The sequence below is a fragment of the Comamonas sp. GB3 AK4-5 genome (assembly GCF_041320665.1).
In the GTDB taxonomy this organism is placed as follows: Bacteria; Pseudomonadota; Gammaproteobacteria; order Burkholderiales; family Burkholderiaceae_C; genus Comamonas.
Genome location: NZ_CP166730.1, coordinates 407,287 through 425,683 on the forward strand (window position 1 = coordinate 407,287; position 18,397 = coordinate 425,683).

Annotated in this window: 12 protein-coding genes and 2 tRNA genes; all 14 read left to right on the plus strand. The window is 62.6% G+C overall.

Annotated elements, in window-relative coordinates; translation table 11 throughout:
- Window positions 1-51: 51 nt before the first annotated feature.
- Complete coding sequence (gene rplJ / locus ACA027_RS01865) at window positions 52-573, plus strand: 50S ribosomal protein L10 (protein ID WP_370680716.1); 522 nt, start codon at window positions 52-54, stop codon at window positions 571-573.
- Window positions 574-613: 40 nt separating this feature from the next.
- Window positions 614-988 (plus strand): 50S ribosomal protein L7/L12, encoded by a 375-nt coding sequence (gene rplL / locus ACA027_RS01870; RefSeq protein ID WP_370680717.1) that lies wholly within the window; start codon window positions 614-616, stop codon window positions 986-988.
- Window positions 989-1,270: 282 nt separating this feature from the next.
- Window positions 1,271-5,383 (plus strand): DNA-directed RNA polymerase subunit beta, encoded by a 4,113-nt coding sequence (rpoB, locus tag ACA027_RS01875; RefSeq protein WP_370680718.1) that lies wholly within the window; start codon window positions 1,271-1,273, stop codon window positions 5,381-5,383.
- 20 nt (window positions 5,384-5,403) lie between these two features.
- Entirely contained in the window at window positions 5,404-9,618 is a 4,215-nt protein-coding gene (gene rpoC, locus ACA027_RS01880) for a DNA-directed RNA polymerase subunit beta' (RefSeq protein ID WP_370680719.1), read from the plus strand.
- A 369-nt stretch (window positions 9,619-9,987) separates the two neighbouring features.
- On the plus strand, window positions 9,988-11,358 hold the full coding sequence (rsmB, locus tag ACA027_RS01885; protein WP_370680720.1) for a 16S rRNA (cytosine(967)-C(5))-methyltransferase RsmB: 1,371 nt from the start codon (window positions 9,988-9,990) through the stop codon (window positions 11,356-11,358).
- Window positions 11,359-11,395: 37 nt separating this feature from the next.
- Window positions 11,396-12,007, plus strand: a complete 612-nt coding sequence (locus ACA027_RS01890) for a DUF4390 domain-containing protein (RefSeq protein ID WP_370680721.1) — start codon at window positions 11,396-11,398, stop codon at window positions 12,005-12,007.
- Window positions 12,004-14,334 (plus strand): ATP-binding protein, encoded by a 2,331-nt coding sequence (locus tag ACA027_RS01895; RefSeq protein ID WP_370680722.1) that lies wholly within the window; start codon window positions 12,004-12,006, stop codon window positions 14,332-14,334. Before ACA027_RS01890 ends, ACA027_RS01895 begins: the two co-directional genes overlap by 4 nt.
- Window positions 14,335-14,346: 12 nt before the next feature.
- Window positions 14,347-15,042, plus strand: coding sequence for a response regulator (locus tag ACA027_RS01900; RefSeq protein WP_370680723.1), 696 nt, complete (start codon window positions 14,347-14,349; stop codon window positions 15,040-15,042).
- Between the two features lie 56 nt (window positions 15,043-15,098).
- Window positions 15,099-15,174 (plus strand) — tRNA-Phe (locus ACA027_RS01905).
- A gap of 96 nt (window positions 15,175-15,270) precedes the next feature.
- Window positions 15,271-15,346: transfer RNA gene (locus ACA027_RS01910), tRNA-Phe, on the plus strand.
- 134 nt (window positions 15,347-15,480) lie between these two features.
- The gene (locus ACA027_RS01915) at window positions 15,481-16,137 is read left to right on the plus strand and encodes a histidine phosphatase family protein (RefSeq protein ID WP_370680724.1); all 657 of its coding nucleotides are present in this window, start codon (window positions 15,481-15,483) and stop codon (window positions 16,135-16,137) included.
- A 120-nt stretch (window positions 16,138-16,257) separates the two neighbouring features.
- A complete protein-coding gene (locus tag ACA027_RS01920; protein ID WP_370680725.1) occupies window positions 16,258-17,481 on the plus strand; it encodes an NnrS family protein in 1,224 nt (407 codons plus the stop codon).
- Window positions 17,481-17,951, plus strand: coding sequence for an Rrf2 family transcriptional regulator (locus ACA027_RS01925; protein ID WP_370680726.1), 471 nt, complete (start codon window positions 17,481-17,483; stop codon window positions 17,949-17,951). Before ACA027_RS01920 ends, ACA027_RS01925 begins: the two co-directional genes overlap by 1 nt.
- 3 nt (window positions 17,952-17,954) lie before the next feature.
- Window positions 17,955-18,395, plus strand: a complete 441-nt coding sequence (locus ACA027_RS01930; RefSeq protein ID WP_370680727.1) for a CopD family copper resistance protein — start codon at window positions 17,955-17,957, stop codon at window positions 18,393-18,395.
- Window positions 18,396-18,397 lie beyond the last annotated feature (2 nt).

Sequence of the window (18,397 nt, forward strand, 5' to 3'; positions counted from 1 at the left end):
AAGAGCGCGCACAAAGGGCCTGCCCCGCGTGTGCATTTGAAGGAGTAGACCTTGAGTCTTAATCGCAGTGAGAAAGAAGCGGTCATCAATGAAGTGACCAGCCTCGCCGCTAAAGCTCAAACGCTTGTGTTCGCGGAGTACCGCGGCATTACGGTCGCCGACATGACCAAACTGCGCGCCGAGGCCCGCAGCCAAGGTGTGAGCCTGAGCGTGTTGAAAAACACCCTGGCCCGCCGTGCTGTGTCCGGTGGTCAGTTTGAGGTGGTGGCTGATCAAATGACCGGTCCCCTGATCTACGGCTTCTCTGAAGACGCAGTGGCCGCCGCTAAGGTGGTGGCCAACTTCGCGAAGACCAACGACAAGTTGGTGATTCGCGGTGGTGCGTTTTCGGGCAAGGCCCTGGACGTCGACGGCGTGAAGCAGCTGGCAAGCATCCCCTCGAAGGAAGTTCTGCTGGCACAACTGTGTGGCTTGCTCATGTCGCCTATCTCGCGTACAGCCGTGGTGCTGGGCGCGCTGGCGGCCAAAAAGGGCGAAGGCGCAGAAGTTGCTGCCGAAGCTGCTGCAGCTTAATTGCGGCAACAACCAACCAACAAATTGTTAGGAAAACAAAATGGCATTCGATAAAGACGCATTCTTGACCGCCCTGGACAGCATGACTGTTCTGGAACTGAACGACCTGGTCAAGGCAATTGAAGAAAAGTTTGGCGTGAGCGCTGCCGCTATGGCTGCTCCTGCTGCCGCTGGCGGCGGTGCTGCTGCTGCTGCTGAAGAGAAGACCGAGTTCAACGTGGTGCTGACCGAAGCTGGCGCCAACAAGGTGTCCGTGATTAAGGCTGTGCGTGAAATCACCGGCCTGGGTCTGAAGGAAGCCAAGGACTTGGTCGACGGCGCTCCCAAGGTGGTGAAGGAAGCCGCTCCTAAGGCTGACGCTGAAGCCGCTGTGAAGAAGCTGGTCGAAGCCGGTGCAAAGGCTGAACTGAAGTAATTCAGTCCATTCCTGAGGCTGGAGTGCTCGCAAGGGCCTCCAGCCTTTGGTGCTTGTGGAATCCGCCTCCAGAGCACACCAGAAAAAGGGGTATACAAGCCTTTTTTCTAGTGTCTTCTGACAACCCGACAGCAGAAGATGCCTTGGTTCGGGCGATGTGCAATGCATCGCCGTCAGCCATGGTTGGTAGTGGCCAACCGCCAAGCCGGCAAAAGGAGCGCGCCCTTCTTGCCGGACCGTGTCGTCGCAGACCCAGGACTCAAGTCTTTGCCCGGAGATCTCATGGCCTATTCTTACACCGAACGCAAGCGGATCCGCAAAAGTTTCGGCAGCCGCGATAGCGTGCTCGAAGTGCCTTACCTGCTGCAGATGCAAAAAGATGCCTACACCGCATTCCTGCAAGCAGATCTAGCCCCCAAAAAACGTAGCATTGAAGGCCTGCAAGCGGCTTTCAATTCCGCTTTCCCCATCGTCTCCCACAATGGTTTTGTGGAGATGAAGTTTGTTGAGTACAACCTCGCCAAGCCCGCTTTCGACGTTCGTGAATGCCAGACCCGTGGCCTGACATTCGCCTCGGCAGTGCGCGCCAAGGTGCAGTTGATCATCTATGACCGCGAGTCGTCCACGTCGCAGTCCAAGGTGGTCAAGGAAGTGAAGGAACAAGAGGTCTACATGGGCGAAGTGCCCCTGATGACCGACAAGGGTTCCTTCATCATCAACGGCACCGAGCGTGTGATCGTTTCCCAGCTGCACCGCTCGCCTGGCGTGTTCTTCGAACACGACAAGGGCAAGACCCATAGCTCGGGCAAGCTGCTGTTCTCGGCACGCATCATCCCTTACCGCGGCTCCTGGCTGGACTTCGAGTTCGACCCCAAGGACCTGCTGTATTTCCGTGTGGACCGCCGTCGCAAGATGCCGGTTTCCATCCTGCTGAAGGCCATTGGCCTGACCCCCGAGTCCATCCTGGCGAACTTCTTCGTCAACGATAACTTCCGCCTGATGGACAGCGGCGCGCAGATGGAATTCGTGGCCGATCGCCTGAAGGGCGAAGTGGCCCGCTTCGACATCACCGACAAGTCCGGCAAGGTCGTGGTGGCCAAGGACAAGCGTGTCACGGCCCGCCACACCCGCGAACTGGAGCAATCCGGCACCAAGTACATCAGCGTGCCCGAAGACTTCCTGATCGGTCGCGTGCTGGCCAAGAACATCATTGACCCGGACACCGGCGAGATCATTGCCAAGGCCAACGAAGAGCTGACCGAAGCCCTGCTGAAGAAGCTGCGCAGCGCCGGCATCCAGGACATCCAGTGCATCTACACCAATGAACTGGACCAGGGCGCCTACATCTCGCAAACCCTGCGCACCGACGAAACCGCCGACGAATTCGCCGCGCGTGTGGCCATCTACCGCATGATGCGCCCCGGCGAGCCGCCGACCGAAGACGCCGTGCAGGCCCTGTTCCAGCGCCTGTTCTACAACGCCGATACCTATGACCTGTCGCGCGTGGGTCGCATGAAGTTCAACGCCAAGGTGGGCCGCGACGATGCGACCGGCCCCATGGTGCTGTCCAACGAAGACATCCTGGCCGTGGTCAAGATCCTGGTGGATCTGCGCAACGGCAAGGGCGAAGTCGACGACATCGATCACCTGGGTAACCGCCGCGTGCGCTGCGTGGGCGAACTGGCCGAAAACCAGTACCGCACCGGCCTGGCACGTATCGAAAAGGCTGTGAAGGAGCGTCTGGGTCAGGCCGAGCAAGAGCCGCTGATGCCCCACGACCTGATCAACTCCAAGCCGATTTCTGCGGCCCTGAAGGAGTTCTTCGGTGCTTCGCAGCTGTCGCAGTTCATGGACCAGACCAACCCCCTGGCAGAAATCACGCACAAGCGCCGTGTTTCCGCCCTGGGCCCAGGTGGTTTGACCCGCGAACGCGCAGGCTTTGAAGTGCGTGACGTGCACGTGACCCACTACGGCCGCGTCTGCCCTATCGAAACGCCTGAAGGCCCGAACATTGGCCTGATCAACTCCCTGGCGCTGTACGCTCGCTTGAACGAGTATGGCTTCATCGAAACCCCCTACCGCCGCGTGGTGGATGGTAAGGTGACGATGGAAATCGACTATCTGTCGGCCATCGAAGAAGGCAAGTACGTGATCGCCCAGGCCAATGCCGAGCTGGACGCCGAAGGCCGTCTGGTGGGCGAGCTGGTGTCGGCCCGTGAAGCCGGTGAATCGACCCTGCTGTCGCCCGAGCGCGTGCAGTACATGGACGTGTCGCCTGCGCAGATCGTGTCCGTGGCCGCTTCGCTGATTCCCTTCCTGGAACACGACGACGCGAACCGTGCCTTGATGGGCGCCAACATGTCGCGCCAGGCCGTGCCTGTGCTGCGTCCCGAAAAGCCCATGGTGGGCACCGGTATCGAGCGCGTGGCCGCGGTCGACTCCGGCACCGTGGTGACTTCCAAGCGCGGCGGTACCGTGGATTACGTGGACGCGACCCGCATCGTGATCCGTGTGAACGACGACGAAGCCGTGGCTGGTGAAGTCGGTGTGGACATCTACAACCTGATCAAGTATCAGCGTTCCAACCAGAACACCAACATCCACCAGCGTCCCGTGGTCAAGCGCGGCGACAAGCTGGCCAAGGGTGACGTGATTGCCGACGGTGCTTCGACCGACCTGGGCGAAATCGCCATCGGCCAGAACATGCTGATCGCCTTCATGCCCTGGAACGGCTACAACTTCGAAGACTCGATCCTGATCTCCGAACGCGTGGTGGCCGAAGACCGCTACACCTCGATCCACATCGAGGAACTGGTGGTCATGGCCCGTGACACCAAGCTGGGCGCGGAAGAAATCACCCGCGACATCCCCAACCTGTCCGAGCAGCAGCTGAACCGCCTGGACGAGTCCGGCATCATCTACGTGGGCGCCGAGGTGCAACCTGGCGACACGCTGGTGGGCAAGGTCACACCCAAGGGTGAAACCACGCTGACGCCTGAAGAAAAGCTGCTGCGTGCCATCTTCGGCGAGAAGGCTTCCGATGTGAAGGACACCTCGCTGCGTGTGGACCAGGGCTCGTCGGGCACTGTGATCGACGTGCAGGTCTTCACCCGTGAAGGCATCCAGCGTGACAAGCGCGCCCAGCAGATCATCGACGATGAACTCAAGCGCTACCGCCTGGACCTGAACGACCAGCTGCGTATCGTGGAAGCCGACGCCTTCGACCGTATCGAGAAGCTCTTGATCGGCCGCGTGGCCAATGGCGGCCCGAACAAGCTGTCCAAGGGTGCCAAGATCGACAAGGCTTATCTGGACGGCGTGGAGAAGTTCCACTGGTTCGATATCCGCCCTGCCGAAGACGAAGTGGCTGCACAGCTCGAATCCATCAAGAACTCGCTGGAGCAAACGCGCCATGAGTTCGACCTGGCCTTCGAGGAAAAGCGCAAGAAGCTCACGCAAGGCGACGAGTTGCCCGCTGGCGTGCTGAAGATGGTCAAGGTCTACCTGGCCGTCAAGCGTCGTCTGCAGCCTGGTGACAAGATGGCCGGCCGCCACGGTAACAAGGGTGTGGTTTCCCGCATCGTGCCCGTGGAAGACATGCCTTACCTGGCCGACGGCACCACCGCCGACATCGTGCTGAACCCGCTGGGCGTGCCTTCGCGTATGAACATCGGTCAGGTGCTGGAAGTGCACTTGGGCTGGGCCGGCAAGGGCCTGGGCCAGCGCATCGGCGACATGCTGCGCGACGAAGCCAAGGCTTCCGAAGTGCGTGCCTTCATGGAAGAGATCTACAACAGCCGCGGCCGTAAGGAAGATCTGTCCCAGCTGAGCGATGCCGACGTGTTCGCCATGGCCGAGAACCTGAAGACCGGTGTGCCGTTTGCCACCCCGGTGTTCGACGGTGCTTCCGAGCAGGAAATCAAGGACATGCTGAAGCTGGCATATCCCGATGAGCTGAAGGAGCGCAAGGGCCTGACCGACACCCGCACCCAGGCTTACCTGTTTGATGGCCGTACTGGCGAGCGCTTCGAGCGCCCGACCACCGTGGGCTATATGCACTACCTGAAGCTGCACCACTTGGTCGACGACAAGATGCACGCCCGCTCCACCGGCCCGTACTCGCTGGTGACGCAGCAGCCTCTGGGCGGTAAGGCCCAGTTCGGTGGCCAGCGTTTCGGTGAAATGGAAGTGTGGGCGCTGGAAGCTTACGGCGCCGCCTATGTGCTGCAGGAAATGCTGACCGTGAAGTCCGACGACGTGGTGGGCCGTACTAAGGTGTACGAATCCATCGTCAAGGGCGAGCACGCCATCGAGGCAGGTATGCCCGAGTCGTTCAACGTGCTGGTCAAGGAAATCCGTTCCTTGGGCCTGGACATCGAACTCGAACGTTCTTAAATATTGAAGGGAAAGAGTCCATGAAATCGTTACTCGACCTGTTCAAGCAATTCACGCCGGATGAGCATTTCGATGCCATCAAGATCGGTCTGGCTTCGCCCGAAAAGATCCGCTCGTGGTCTTTCGGTGAGGTGAAGAAACCCGAGACCATCAACTACCGTACCTTCAAGCCCGAGCGTGATGGCCTGTTCTGCGCCAAGATCTTTGGCCCGATCAAGGACTATGAGTGCCTGTGCGGCAAGTACAAGCGCCTCAAGCACCGTGGTGTGATCTGCGAGAAGTGCGGCGTTGAAGTCACACAGACCAAGGTGCGCCGCGAGCGCATGGGTCACATCGACCTGGCTGCGCCCTGCGCACACATCTGGTTCCTGAAGTCCCTGCCTTCGCGCCTGGGCCTGGTGCTGGACATGACGCTGCGTGACATCGAGCGTGTGCTGTACTTTGAAGCCTATGTGGTGACCGACCCCGGCATGACCCCGCTGAAGAAGTTCGGCATCATGACCGAGGACGACTACGACGCCAAACAGCGTGAATTCGGCTATGACGAGTTCACCGCCAAGATGGGCGCCGAAGGCATCAAGGACCTGCTCGAAGGCATCGATATCGACAGCGAAATCGAGCGTCTGCGCGGCGATCTGACCGGCTCCGAAGTCAAGGTCAAGAAGAACGCCAAGCGCCTGAAGCTGCTGGAAGCGTTCAAGAAGTCCGGCATCAAGCCCGGCTGGATGGTGATGGAAGTGCTGCCCGTGCTGCCTCCCGATCTGCGTCCGCTGGTGCCCCTGGACGGTGGCCGCTTTGCGACCTCCGACCTGAACGACCTGTACCGCCGCGTCATCAACCGCAACTCGCGTCTGCGTCGCCTGCTGGAGCTGAAGGCTCCCGAAATCATCGCGCGCAACGAAAAGCGCATGTTGCAAGAAGCCGTGGACAGCTTGCTGGACAACGGCCGCCGCGGCAAGGCCATGACGGGCGCCAACAAGCGCGCGCTGAAGTCTCTGGCCGACATGATCAAGGGCAAGAGCGGTCGTTTCCGCCAGAACTTGCTGGGCAAGCGCGTGGACTACTCCGGTCGTTCCGTGATTACCGTGGGTCCTTACCTCAAGCTGCACCAGTGCGGTCTGCCCAAGCTGATGGCCCTGGAGCTGTTCAAGCCCTTCATCTTCTCCCGTCTGGAGCAGATGGGCATTGCCACGACCATCAAGGCCGCCAAGAAGGAAGTCGAATCTGGCTCTCCCGTGGTGTGGGACATCCTGGAAGAGGTGATCAAAGAGCACCCCATCATGCTCAACCGTGCGCCTACGCTGCACCGTTTGGGTATCCAGGCGTTCGAGCCCATCCTGATCGAAGGCAAGGCACTGCAACTGCACCCGCTGGTCTGCGCGGCATTCAACGCCGACTTTGACGGTGACCAGATGGCTGTGCACGTGCCCCTGTCCGTGGAAGCACAGATGGAAGCCCGCACGCTGATGCTGGCCTCCAACAACGTGCTGTTCCCCGCTTCGGGCGAGCCCTCCATCGTTCCTTCGCAGGACGTGGTGCTGGGTCTCTACCACGCGACCCGCGACAAGATCAACGGCAAGGGCGAAGGCATGGTGTTCACCGACACCAACGAAGTCCAACGCGCCCTGGACGCTGATGAGGTGGAGCTGCACGCCAAGATCAGCGTGCGTCTGCCCGAGTGGAACAAGGACAAGGACTCTGGCGAGTTTGTGAAGACGGTCAGCCTGGTGGAAACCACCGTGGGCCGCGCACTGCTGTCGGAAATCCTGCCCAAGGGCCTGGCCTTCAGCAACATCAACAAGGCGCTGAAGAAGAAGGAAATCTCCAAGCTCATCAACGCCTCGTTCCGCAAGTGCGGTCTGAAGGCCACCGTGGTCTTTGCCGACAAGCTGCTGCAAAACGGCTTCCGCCTGTCCACGCACGCTGGCTTCTCCGTGGCCATCGACGACATGCTGGTGCCTCCGCAAAAGGCCGATATCCTGGCCCGCGCCGAGTCCGAGGTGAAGGAAATCGAACAGCAGTACGTCTCCGGTCTGGTGACGGCTGGTGAGCGCTACAACAAGGTGGTGGACATCTGGGGCAAGGCCGGTGACGACGTGTCCAAGGTGATGATGGACCAGCTCAAGGTCCAGAAGACCACCGACCGCCACGGCAACTCGGTGGACCAGGAGTCCTTCAACGCCATCTACATGATGGCCGACTCCGGTGCCCGAGGCTCTGCAGCCCAGATCCGCCAGCTGGCCGGCATGCGTGGCCTGATGGCCAAGCCTGACGGCTCCATCATTGAGACGCCTATTACCGCGAACTTCCGCGAAGGCCTCAACGTGTTGCAGTATTTCATCTCCACCCACGGTGCCCGTAAGGGTCTGGCCGACACGGCCTTGAAGACCGCGAACTCGGGTTACCTGACCCGTCGTCTGGTGGACGTGACGCAAGACTTGGTCGTGAACGAGCAGGACTGCGGTACGTATAACGGCTATCTGATGCGCGCCATCGTCGAAGGCGGTGAAGTGATCGAGTCCCTGCGCGACCGCGTGCTGGGCCGCTCCACGGCCGAAGAGGTGCTGCACCCCGAAACCCGCACTGTGCTGCTGCCTGCAGGCACCCTGCTCAATGAAGACCTCATTGAAGAGCTGGAAGCCCAGGGCGTGGACGAAATCAAGGTGCGCACTGCGCTGACCTGCGAAACCCGCTATGGCCTGTGCGCCACCTGCTATGGCCGCGACTTGGGCCGTGGCGGCCTGATCAACCTCGGCGAAGCCGTGGGTGTGATCGCTGCACAGTCCATTGGCGAGCCCGGCACCCAGCTGACCATGCGTACCTTCCACATCGGTGGTGCGGCTTCGCGTGCAGCCATTGCCTCCAGCGTGGAAGCCAAGTCCAACGGTGCGGTGAGCTTCAACGCCACCATGCGCTATGTGAGCAACACCAAGGGCGAGCTGGTGGTGATTTCCCGTTCCGGCGAAATCGTCATCTCCGACAACGGCCGCGAGCGTGAGCGTCACAAGGTGCCTTATGGCGCCATCCTGACCATCAGGCCCGATGAAGTCATCAAGGCCGGCAAGATCCTGGCCAACTGGGATCCGCTGACCCGCCCCATCATTACCGAATACGCCGGTCAGGTGAAATTCGAGAACGTGGAAGAGGGCCTGACGGTGGCCAAGCAGGTCGACGAAGTGACCGGCCTGTCCACCCTGGTGGTGATCGACCCCAAGCGCCGTGGCTCTGCCAAGGTGGTGCGTCCCCAGGTCAAGCTGATCGACGCCAACAACCAGGAAGTCAAGATCCCTGGCACCGACCACTCGGTGACCATCGGCTTCCAGGTGGGTGCGCTGATCCAGGTGCGCGACGGTCAGGACGTGGGCCCCGGCGAAGTGCTGGCCCGTATCCCGGTCGAAGGTCAGAAGACCCGCGACATTACTGGTGGTCTGCCGCGTGTGGCCGAGCTGTTCGAAGCCCGTACACCCAAGGACAAGGGCACGCTGGCCGAGATGACCGGCACCATCTCCTTTGGTAAGGAAACCAAGGGCAAGATTCGCCTGCAGATCACCGATCTGGAAGGCAAGGTCTGGGAAGAGCTGGTGCCCAAGGAGCGCAACATCCTGGTGCACGAAGGCCAGGTGGTGAACAAGGGCGAGTCCATCGTCGACGGCCCGGCTGATCCGCAGGACATCCTGCGCCTGCTGGGTATCGAGGAACTCTCGCGCTACATCGTGGACGAAGTGCAGGACGTGTACCGCTTGCAGGGCGTGAAGATCAACGACAAGCACATCGAAGTGATCGTGCGCCAGATGCTGCGTCGCGTCGTGATCGAAAACCCCGGCGATACCACCTACATCCAGGGTGAGCAGGTGGAGCGCTCCGAAGTGCTCAACACCAACGAAGCCAAGCAAAAGGACGGCAAGATTCCGGCTACGTACTCCAACGTGCTGCTGGGTATTACCAAGGCTTCGCTGTCGACCGACTCCTTCATCTCCGCGGCTTCCTTCCAGGAAACCACCCGCGTGCTGACCGAGGCTGCCATCATGGGCAAGCGCGACGAGCTGCGTGGCCTGAAGGAAAATGTGATCGTGGGTCGTCTGATCCCCGCAGGTACCGGTCTGGCCTACCACCAGGCACGCAAGGCCAAGGACGCCATGGACGACGCAGAGCGCCGCGCCATTGCCGATGCCGAAGCGGCCGAGCTGGCTGGCGTGACGGCCGACGAGCCTGCTGGTGAAGACAGCGCTGCTTAAGCGCCGTCGTTTCGCCTGAGCGATACGCTCCCCGCCTGCCCACGCAGGCAGGGAGCGTTTTTTATTGCTTCCTCACGGAATATTCAAGCCTTGCGGCTTGGATGGGTGAGTCGTTTTGAGGCGGCCATACAGCGCTTGATGCTTTGTTGCAGGCCCTGGCCGTACCCAAGTACTGTCTGCGGGCCTGCGTCGCGCCTCAAGCACTGTCTGGCCGTTGTGGGCTAGGGTTGGGGCCAATGGGGCTGCTGAGGCCCACTCCGGCATATCCTCTGCTGCCCCGTATTCGTGTTGTTGTATGGAATTTTTGCTAGCCCGTGCAGGGTGGCAATGTGTTGATGCGAAAGCCCAGGCTTTCGCCGTGATCGATTTATGAACAAACCCTCAGCCCCCTCCCGTTCCAACGCCCCGGCCCAGCCGGTGGCGCTGTCGCGTCAGCTGTCCCATGTGGCACAGGCGCTGCAGGCCATCCGTTCCGGCCAATCCGGGGCGGCGGTGCTGCAAGCCGTGCCCGCCGCGCTGCGTCCTGGGGTGCAGGCCCTGCTGTTTCAGGTGCTGCGCCACCTGGGCCGTGCCCTGGCCTTGCGCGCGCTGTTGGCGCCCAAGGCCCCAGCCCCCAAGGTGGATGCGCTGCTGTGCGCGGCCCTGGCCCTGGCCTGGGATGAGGCTATTGCCCCCTACACTCCATTCACCCTGGTCAACCAGACGGTGGAGGCCGCCAAGCACGGCCCCACAGCCCGCCAGGCTGGCTTCATCAACGCCTCCTTGCGCCGTTTCCTGCGTGAGCGCGAAGCGCTGGTGGCCCAGACCGACAGCGATCTGCAGGCCCGCTGGAATCATCCGCTGTGGTGGATCACCCGCCTGCAGCGCGAATACCCCACGCAGTGGCAGCAGATTCTGGAAGCCAACAACGCCCATGCGCCCATGGCCTTGCGCGTTCATGCGCAAAAAAGCACACCAGCGCAGTATCTGCAAGCGTTGAATGCTATTGATTTGAAAGCAACAGCCTTCGGTGCCCACGGCGTGCAACTGGCCAAGGCCCAGCCCGTGGATGCCCTGCCTGGCTTTGCACAAGGCCTGGTCTCCGTGCAAGACGGCGCAGCCCAGTTGGCGGCGCCTTTGCTGCTACAGGGCATGGACCTGGAGGGCGACCGCGCCCTGCAGGTGTTGGATGCCTGCGCCGCCCCCGGTGGCAAGACGGCCCATCTGCTGGAGCTGGGGGGCGAGCGCCTGCAGGTGACGGCGCTGGAGGTGGATGCGGTGCGCGCCCAGCGCATCCATGGCACCTTGGAGCGCGTGGGTGCCAAGGCCCAGGTGCTGGTGGCCGATGCCGGCCAGCCCGCGCAGTGGTGGCAGCAGGCCAATGGCGGCCAACCCTTTGATGCCATCTTGCTGGACGCGCCGTGCACGGCCTCGGGCATTGTGCGCCGCCACCCCGATGTGCGCTGGCTGCGGCGCGAAAGCGATGTGGCCCAGCTGGCCGCCATCCAGTCGCAGCTGCTGGACACGCTGTGGCCGCTGCTGCGCCCCGGTGGCCGCTTGCTGTATTGCACCTGCTCCATCTTCCAGGCCGAAGGCGCTGCACAGGTCAAAGCGTTTCTTATGCGCAACACCGAGGCCAGGCTTCTGCCCTCTCCAGGGCATTTAATTCCCGGAACTTGGTCGGTGGATGGCCCACTCCCGGACAATGGTGCTGGTGATCACGACGGTTTCTTCTACGCGCTCTTCGCCAAGGCGCCTTGACCCCGGGCGTGCCGCAGTGCGGTGCGGTGCCGCACTGTTGGCGTCCGTCCTGTGGCTGGGGACCGTGGCGCCTGTCTGGGCGGAGGCCGAGGCGCCTTCCGCAGTGGCCGAGCTGTCTGTCGATGCAGACAACCGTGGCCTGCAGCTGCGCAGCACCGGCGAGGTGCTGCAACTCAGCGCTGCACTGAATTTCGAGCTGCCGACACTGGTGGAAGACGCCTTGTACAAAGGCATTCCGGTGCATTTCGTGCAAAGCGCGCGCATGGTCAGCGAACGCTGGTATTGGAGCGACAAGCTCATTGCCCAGGTGGAGCGCCATATGCGCCTGAGCTACCAGCCCCTCACGCGCCGCTGGCGGCTGTACAGCAGCAGCAGCCCGCTTAATGAGCGTGGCCAAGGCGGTGGGGTGGCGCTGGGGGTCGGCTTTGACAGCCTGGACGACGCGCTGCAGTCCATGCAGCGCATCACCCGCTGGAGCGTGGCCGAGCTGTCCCAGTTGCCCAGCAGCGGTGAGCTGCTGGTGGAATTGCAGATGCGCATCGACATTGCGCAGCTGCCCCGACCGCTGCAGATCGGCACCCTGGGTCGCAAGAGCTGGAGCGTGCTGGAGTCGCGTGTGCAGCGCGTGGATGTGCTCAGCCTGCAATGAAACCCTCTTTTTCCTCTTCCGGCGCATCGCTCAACCCCAAGGCCGTGCGTTGGGCAGTGGGTGTTTCGGCTGCCGTGATCTGCGCCATTGCCCTGGTGCTGCTGTTTTTGCTGACCCTGGCCACCAACAACCGCGTGCTGTACGAGCGCCATTACCTGTGGCTGTTCGGCCTGAACGTGGTGGTGGCGGCGGTGTTGCTGTGTGTGCTGCTGTGGATGGCGGTGCGCCTGCTGCTGCGCTGGCGGCAGCGCAAATTCGGCAGCCGATTGCTGCTCAAGCTGGCCGCCGTGTTCGCCATTGCCGGCGTGGTGCCGGGGCTGCTGATCTATGTGGTGTCCTACCAGTTCGTGTCGCGCTCCATCGAAAGCTGGTTTGACGTCAAGGTCGAAGGCGCGCTGTCCGCCGGCGTGAGCCTGGCCAGCGTCACCCTCAATACCGTGGCCCAGGACATGGCCAACAACACCCGCACCGCCAGCAACCAGTTGGCCCAGGTGCCGGATGCCGCCGCCGGCCTGGTGCTGGAGCGCATACGCGACCAACTGGGCGCCACCGATGTCATCTTGTGGAGTGGTGGCGGCAAGGCCTTGGCCACGGCCGGCCAATCCCTTTTTTCGCTGCAGCCCGACAGGCCCAGCAGCCAGCAGCTGCGCAGCCTGCGCAGCCAGCGGCCATTGGCCACGATTGAAGGCCTGGACGATATAGACCCCAAGGACCCGAACGCCTACCGCCAGGTGCGCGTGCGCACGCTGGCCGTGGTCAACAACCCCAGCGTGGGCTTGCTGGAAGAGCCGCGCTATCTGCAGGTGGTGATACCCATGCCCCAGGCCCTGGTGAGCAATGCGCTGGCGGTGCAGGAGGCCAACCGGGAGTACCAGGAACGCGCCCTGGGCCGCAGCGGCTTGCGCAGCATGTACATCGGCACGCTGACGCTGAGCCTGTTCCTGGCCGTGTTCGGCACCGTACTGATGGCCGTGCTGCTGGCCAACCAGCTGGCCCGGCCCTTGCTTTTGCTGGCACAGGGCGTGCGGGACGTGACCGAGGGTGATTTGCGACCCAAGGCCGTGGTGCAAACCCATGACGAGCTGGGCGGGTTGACCCGCTCCTTTGCCCTGATGACCCAGCAATTGGCCGATGCACGCGCTGCCGTGGACAAAAGCATGGACGAAGTACAGACCGCACGCACCAACGTGCAGACTATTTTGGACAACCTCACCTCCGGCGTGCTGGTGCTGGATGCGCAAGCCCATGTCATCTCCACCAACCCCGGCGCCACGCGCATTCTGCGTCTGCCCATGGCTGCCCATGTCGGCCACGCGCTGGGGGATGTGCCGGGCCTGGAAGGCTTTGGCGCCATGGTGCAGGAACAGTTCAATGTGTTTTTGGGCGAGCAGGGCGCCTCGCTGGGGCGGGACCGCTGGCAGCAGGTGTTCGAGCTGGGTACCCATGGCGACCTCCCTCGCGCCGGCGAGGTACAGCATGACAAGACCAGCCTGGTGGTGCGCGGTGCCGAGCTACCCGGCGAGCGCCGGCTGCTGGTGTTCGACGACATCTCGGAAATCGTCTCGGCCCAGCGCTCCAAGGCCTGGGGCGAAGTGGCCCGCCGCGTGGCCCATGAGATCAAGAACCCGCTGACACCCATACAGCTTTCTGCCGAGCGCCTGGACATGAAGCTGGCGGGCAAGCTGCCCGAAGCCGAGCAGGCCTTGCTGCACCGCTCGGTGCGCACCATCGTGGAGCAGGTCGACGCCATGAAGCGTCTGGTGAATGAGTTCCGCGACTACGCACGCCTGCCGGCCGCCGAGCTGCAGGTGCTGGACCTGAATGCCCTGGTGCAGGACGTGATGCACCTCTATGGTGAAGAGAATGCCCGCGTGCCCGTGCAGCTTGAACTGGACCCGCAGTGCCCGCCGATTGCGGGTGATGCCCAACAACTGCGCCAAGTGATTCATAATCTTTTGCAAAATGCACAAGACGCCACCGAGCAGCAGGCCAGCGCACAAGGCGTGGCCCCACCGCCGGTGCGGCTCAGCACCCAGTGGCTGGAGGCGGCGCGCCGTGTGCGTCTGAGCATTAGTGACAGCGGGGGGGGCTTTCCTCCCCATATCCTGCAGCGGGCGTTCGAGCCCTACGTGACAACCAAGGTGCGGGGCACAGGGCTGGGCTTGGCGGTGGTCAAGAAAATCGCAGATGAGCATGGTGCGCGCATCGATTTGGCCAACCGCAGCGAAGCGGGTGTGACCCAAGGCGCACAAGTGTCGCTATCATTCATCCCGAATAACAACGCCGCGGCGTCGGAAGGGATGGCGACCGCGTACCGCAGTACATAGGCTTCAAGACACATGGCAAACATACTGGTGGTCGACGACGAACTGGGGATTCGAGATTTGTTGTCGGAAATCCTCAACGACGAAGGTCACAGTGTGGACCTGGCAGAAAACGCGACCCAGGCCCGAGAGGCCCGCAACGCGCATCACTACGACCTGGTCCTTCTCGACATCTGGATGCCCGACACCGACGGCGTCACTCTGCTCAAGGAATGGTCCATGGCGGGGCAGCTGACCATGCCCGTCATCATGATGAGTGGCCATGCCACCATCGATACGGCGGTCGAGGCCACCCGCATCGGCGCCCAGTCCTTTCTGGAAAAACCCATCACCTTGCAAAAGCTGCTCAAGGCAGTGGAGCAAGGCCTGACCAAGGCCGGCGGTGCAGCCTCCTCGGCAGCGGCCCCGTCCGCGCCTGCGGCGCTGTACAGCGAACGCCAGGAAGAGCAGCCCGCCATGGCTTCGCAGCCTGTGCTGGGCCGCGGTGGCATGCACGACACCACGCTCAGTGCCCACCAGGGCTTTGACCTGGACCGCCCGCTGCGCGAGGCGCGCGACGGTTTCGAGAAAGCCTATTTCGAGTTCCACCTGGCACGCGAAGGCGGCTCCATGACGCGTGTGGCCGAAAAAACCGGGCTGGAACGCACCCACCTCTACCGCAAGCTGCGTCAGCTGGGGGTGGATCTGGGGCGCAACAAGCGCGGCAACTAAAAAATCTGCCGTTTTTCCTGAGCAGTCGATTTCTTTGTATATAATCGAGAGCTCTAGGCCCGGTAGCTCAGTCGGTAGAGCAGAGGATTGAAAATCCTTGTGTCGGCGGTTCGATTCCGTCCCAGGCCACCAAAATTGGAAACGAGCGGATGGTGCAAACCTTCCGCTTTTTTCATACGCAGCAAAGCTCGCTGTATGTGGCAAAGCCCACGCCCATCCATTGCTATTGGCCCGGTAGCTCAGTCGGTAGAGCAGAGGATTGAAAATCCTTGTGTCGGCGGTTCGATTCCGTCCCAGGCCACCAAATTTTGAAACCCCGGTACCTCACGGTACTGGGGCTTTTTGTTTTTGCCGGCACCCCCAAATGCTGGGTTTTTTGCATGCCCGCCAGCAGCGGCGTGCAGGCACTGGCAAGGAGGGGGATTGAACGAGGACCCCATGCGCAGCATCACCTTTGTACGCCACGGGCAAAGCACGGCCAATCTGGGTGCCGTGTCCGCACCCCATCCCGATATTCCCCTGAGCCTGCTGGGCCAGGCACAGGCCCAGTTGCTGGCCAGCAGCCTGCCCACCCAGCCTGCGCTGGTGCTGGCCTCGCCCTATATCCGGGCCCAGGACACGGCCCAGCCCTATTGCCAGCAATGGGGGCTGGCTGCACAGCTGGAACCGCTGCTGCATGAGATGGACGCCATCGCCTACGAATGCATTGCCGGCATGGAGGGCGAGCAGCGCATGGCGGTGGCTGCCAAGTACTGGGAGGCAGCTGACCCCGATTTGCGCACCGGCACCCAGGCCGAAACCTATGCCGAATTCGGCCGGCGCGTGCAGCAGTTCCGCAGCCAGAATCTGCCCCAGTTGCCGGATCGCAGCGTGGTCTTTGGCCATGGCCTGTGGATGGCCATGCTGTGCTGGCAGCTCTCGGGCTTTGCCTGGGAAGGCCGCGAGGGCATGCAGGCCTTCAAGCGCTTTCAAATGGGCTGGCCCATGCCCAATGGCGCCAGCTACCGGGTGCAAGGTGATGGGCAAATGCCCTGGGCAGTACAGATCGATAGACAGGTCATGCAGGCACTGGGTGCGCTGTCAGCGTCGCTGTAGCGGCCATTCGCCTTCGCCATTCGCTTCCTCCTTGCGCTACATCAGTCCCACTATTTTTGGCCATGCACTGCTGGTTTTAAAGATATATATTTAATACATCTTATTGCCGGATGTTGTCCCATGACGCCGCTATTGCAGATAGAAGAGCCGCGAGCCGCCCCGCAGCCCGCGCCTGAGTGGAAGGCCTTTATGGCCATGGGCTTCAGGCCCTTGTACCTGGCCGGCTGCCTGTGGGCCGCGCTGTCGGTGGCGCTGTGGGTATATGCCCCGCAGTGGCTGACGGGGCAACTGGGCGGCGTGCTGTGGCATGCGCATGAAATGCTGTGGGCCTTTGTGGCCACGATTGCCGTGGGATTTTTGCTCACGGCCGCCGGCAACTGGACGGGGCGCAACCCCTTGGAGGGCAAGCCTCTGGCTGCCTTGTGTGCCCTGTGGTGCTTGGCGCGCATCGCCTTTTTGTTGCCGGGCATGCCTGCCCTGGTGCTGGGGGCGGCGGCCGAGCTGCTGTTCTTTGCGGGCGCAGCCGTTGCCCTGGGCCGGGTGATTTATGCCACGCGCAGCCGGCGCAACTACGGGCTGCCCCTCCTGCTGCTGGGCCTGGCTGTGGTCGATGGCCTGTACCTGTGGGCGGCCTGGCAGGGCGACTATGGGCTGCTGATGCAGCGCTTTTACGCCGGCCTGCTGTGCATGGCCATCATCGCGCTGCTGATCGCGCGGCGCGTGATTCCGTTTTTTGCCATGCGTGCCGTGGCCGGGCTGGACATTCCCATGCTGGGCGGCAGCGGCCCCTGGCAGCTGGGCGCCAGCGGCCTGGCCCTGGTCTGCCTGCTGCTGGGGTGGCAGCCCGGGCTGGCGCTGGGCCTGGCCGTGGCCGGCCTGCTCACGCTGTGGCAGCTGCTGGCCTGGAAGCCCTGGGCCGTGCGCAAAGTGCCCCTGCTGTGGGTGCTGTATCTTGGCCATGCGGGCCTGGGCGTGGGCCTGCTGGTGGCGGCAGCCCAGGCTGCGGGCTGGGTGCTGCGGCTGGCATGGCCGGTGCATGTGATCGGCGTGGCGGGTTTTGCCGTCCTCATCATGGGTATGGTGACGCGCACGGCCCTGGGCCATCTGGGCCGGCCGCTGCGCAGCGATGCCAGCATGGTCGCGGCCTATGGTCTGGTCATCGCGGCGGCTGTGCTGCGCCTGCTGGCCTTGTGGCCTACGGCACTGTCGCTGGCTGCCCTGCATGCATCGGCCCTGGCCTGGGTATTGGGCTTTGGCCTGTATCTGTGGCGTTTTGCACCCCTGCTGATCCGCCCGCGTGTGGACCAGGCCGGGCAGGGTGCCATACCGATTCGGAGGCGCTGATGCGTTTGACCGCCATGACCGATTACGCGCTGCGCCTGCTGATGTATGTGGCGCAGCGGCCGGAGCGCCTGTGCACGATTGCCGAGGTGGCGCAGGCCCATGGCATCTCCGAGGCCCATTTGATGAAGGTCACCCATTTGCTGGCCCAGCAGGATTGGATAGCGACGGTGCGCGGCAAAGGCGGCGGCATGCGCCTGGCGCACAGCCCTGCCGACATCAACCTGGGTGCCGTGGTGCGCGGCATGGAAAGCGATTTTGCCTTGGTGGAATGCCAGGGCGGCGCCAGCCAGTGCGGCCTGACCGGCCATTGCGCTCTGGCAGGCGTGCTGGACGGGGCCTTGCAAAGCTTTATGGCGCACCTGGACGGATTCTCTCTGGCCGATGTGCTGCCTGCAGCGGCGTCTGCCGTGCCGCAACCGGTGGCAATGCTGCGCAACATCTCTGCGAAAACCTCGAGGAAAAGGCAGTAAGCCATGCCCTATGGTTTCTTGGTCACCGTGCATTTGCTGGCCGCCATCGCCTTTGCCGGCACCGTGTTTTTTGAGGTGGTCATCCTCGGCGGCATCGCGCGCAAGCTGCCTGCCAGAACCCTGATCCCGGTCGAGCAGGCCTTGGGCACGCGCGCCGTGGCCGTCATGCCCTGGGTGTTGCTGCTGCTCTATGCCGCAGGACTGGCCATGGCCTGGCAGCACCGCGCCCTGTTGGCCCAGCCGCTGGCCAGCAGCCTGGGCCTGCTGCTGTCCATCAAGATGCTGCTGGCATTCAGCGTGTTCGGCCACTTTGTGATGGCCATACTCTGGCGCCGGCGCGGCCAGCTTCATGCCCGGCGTTCGCGGCGCTTGCACCTCTGCATTTTTTGCCATGTGCTGGCCATTGTGGTGTTGGCCAAGGCGATGTTTTACGTGAGCTGGTGACT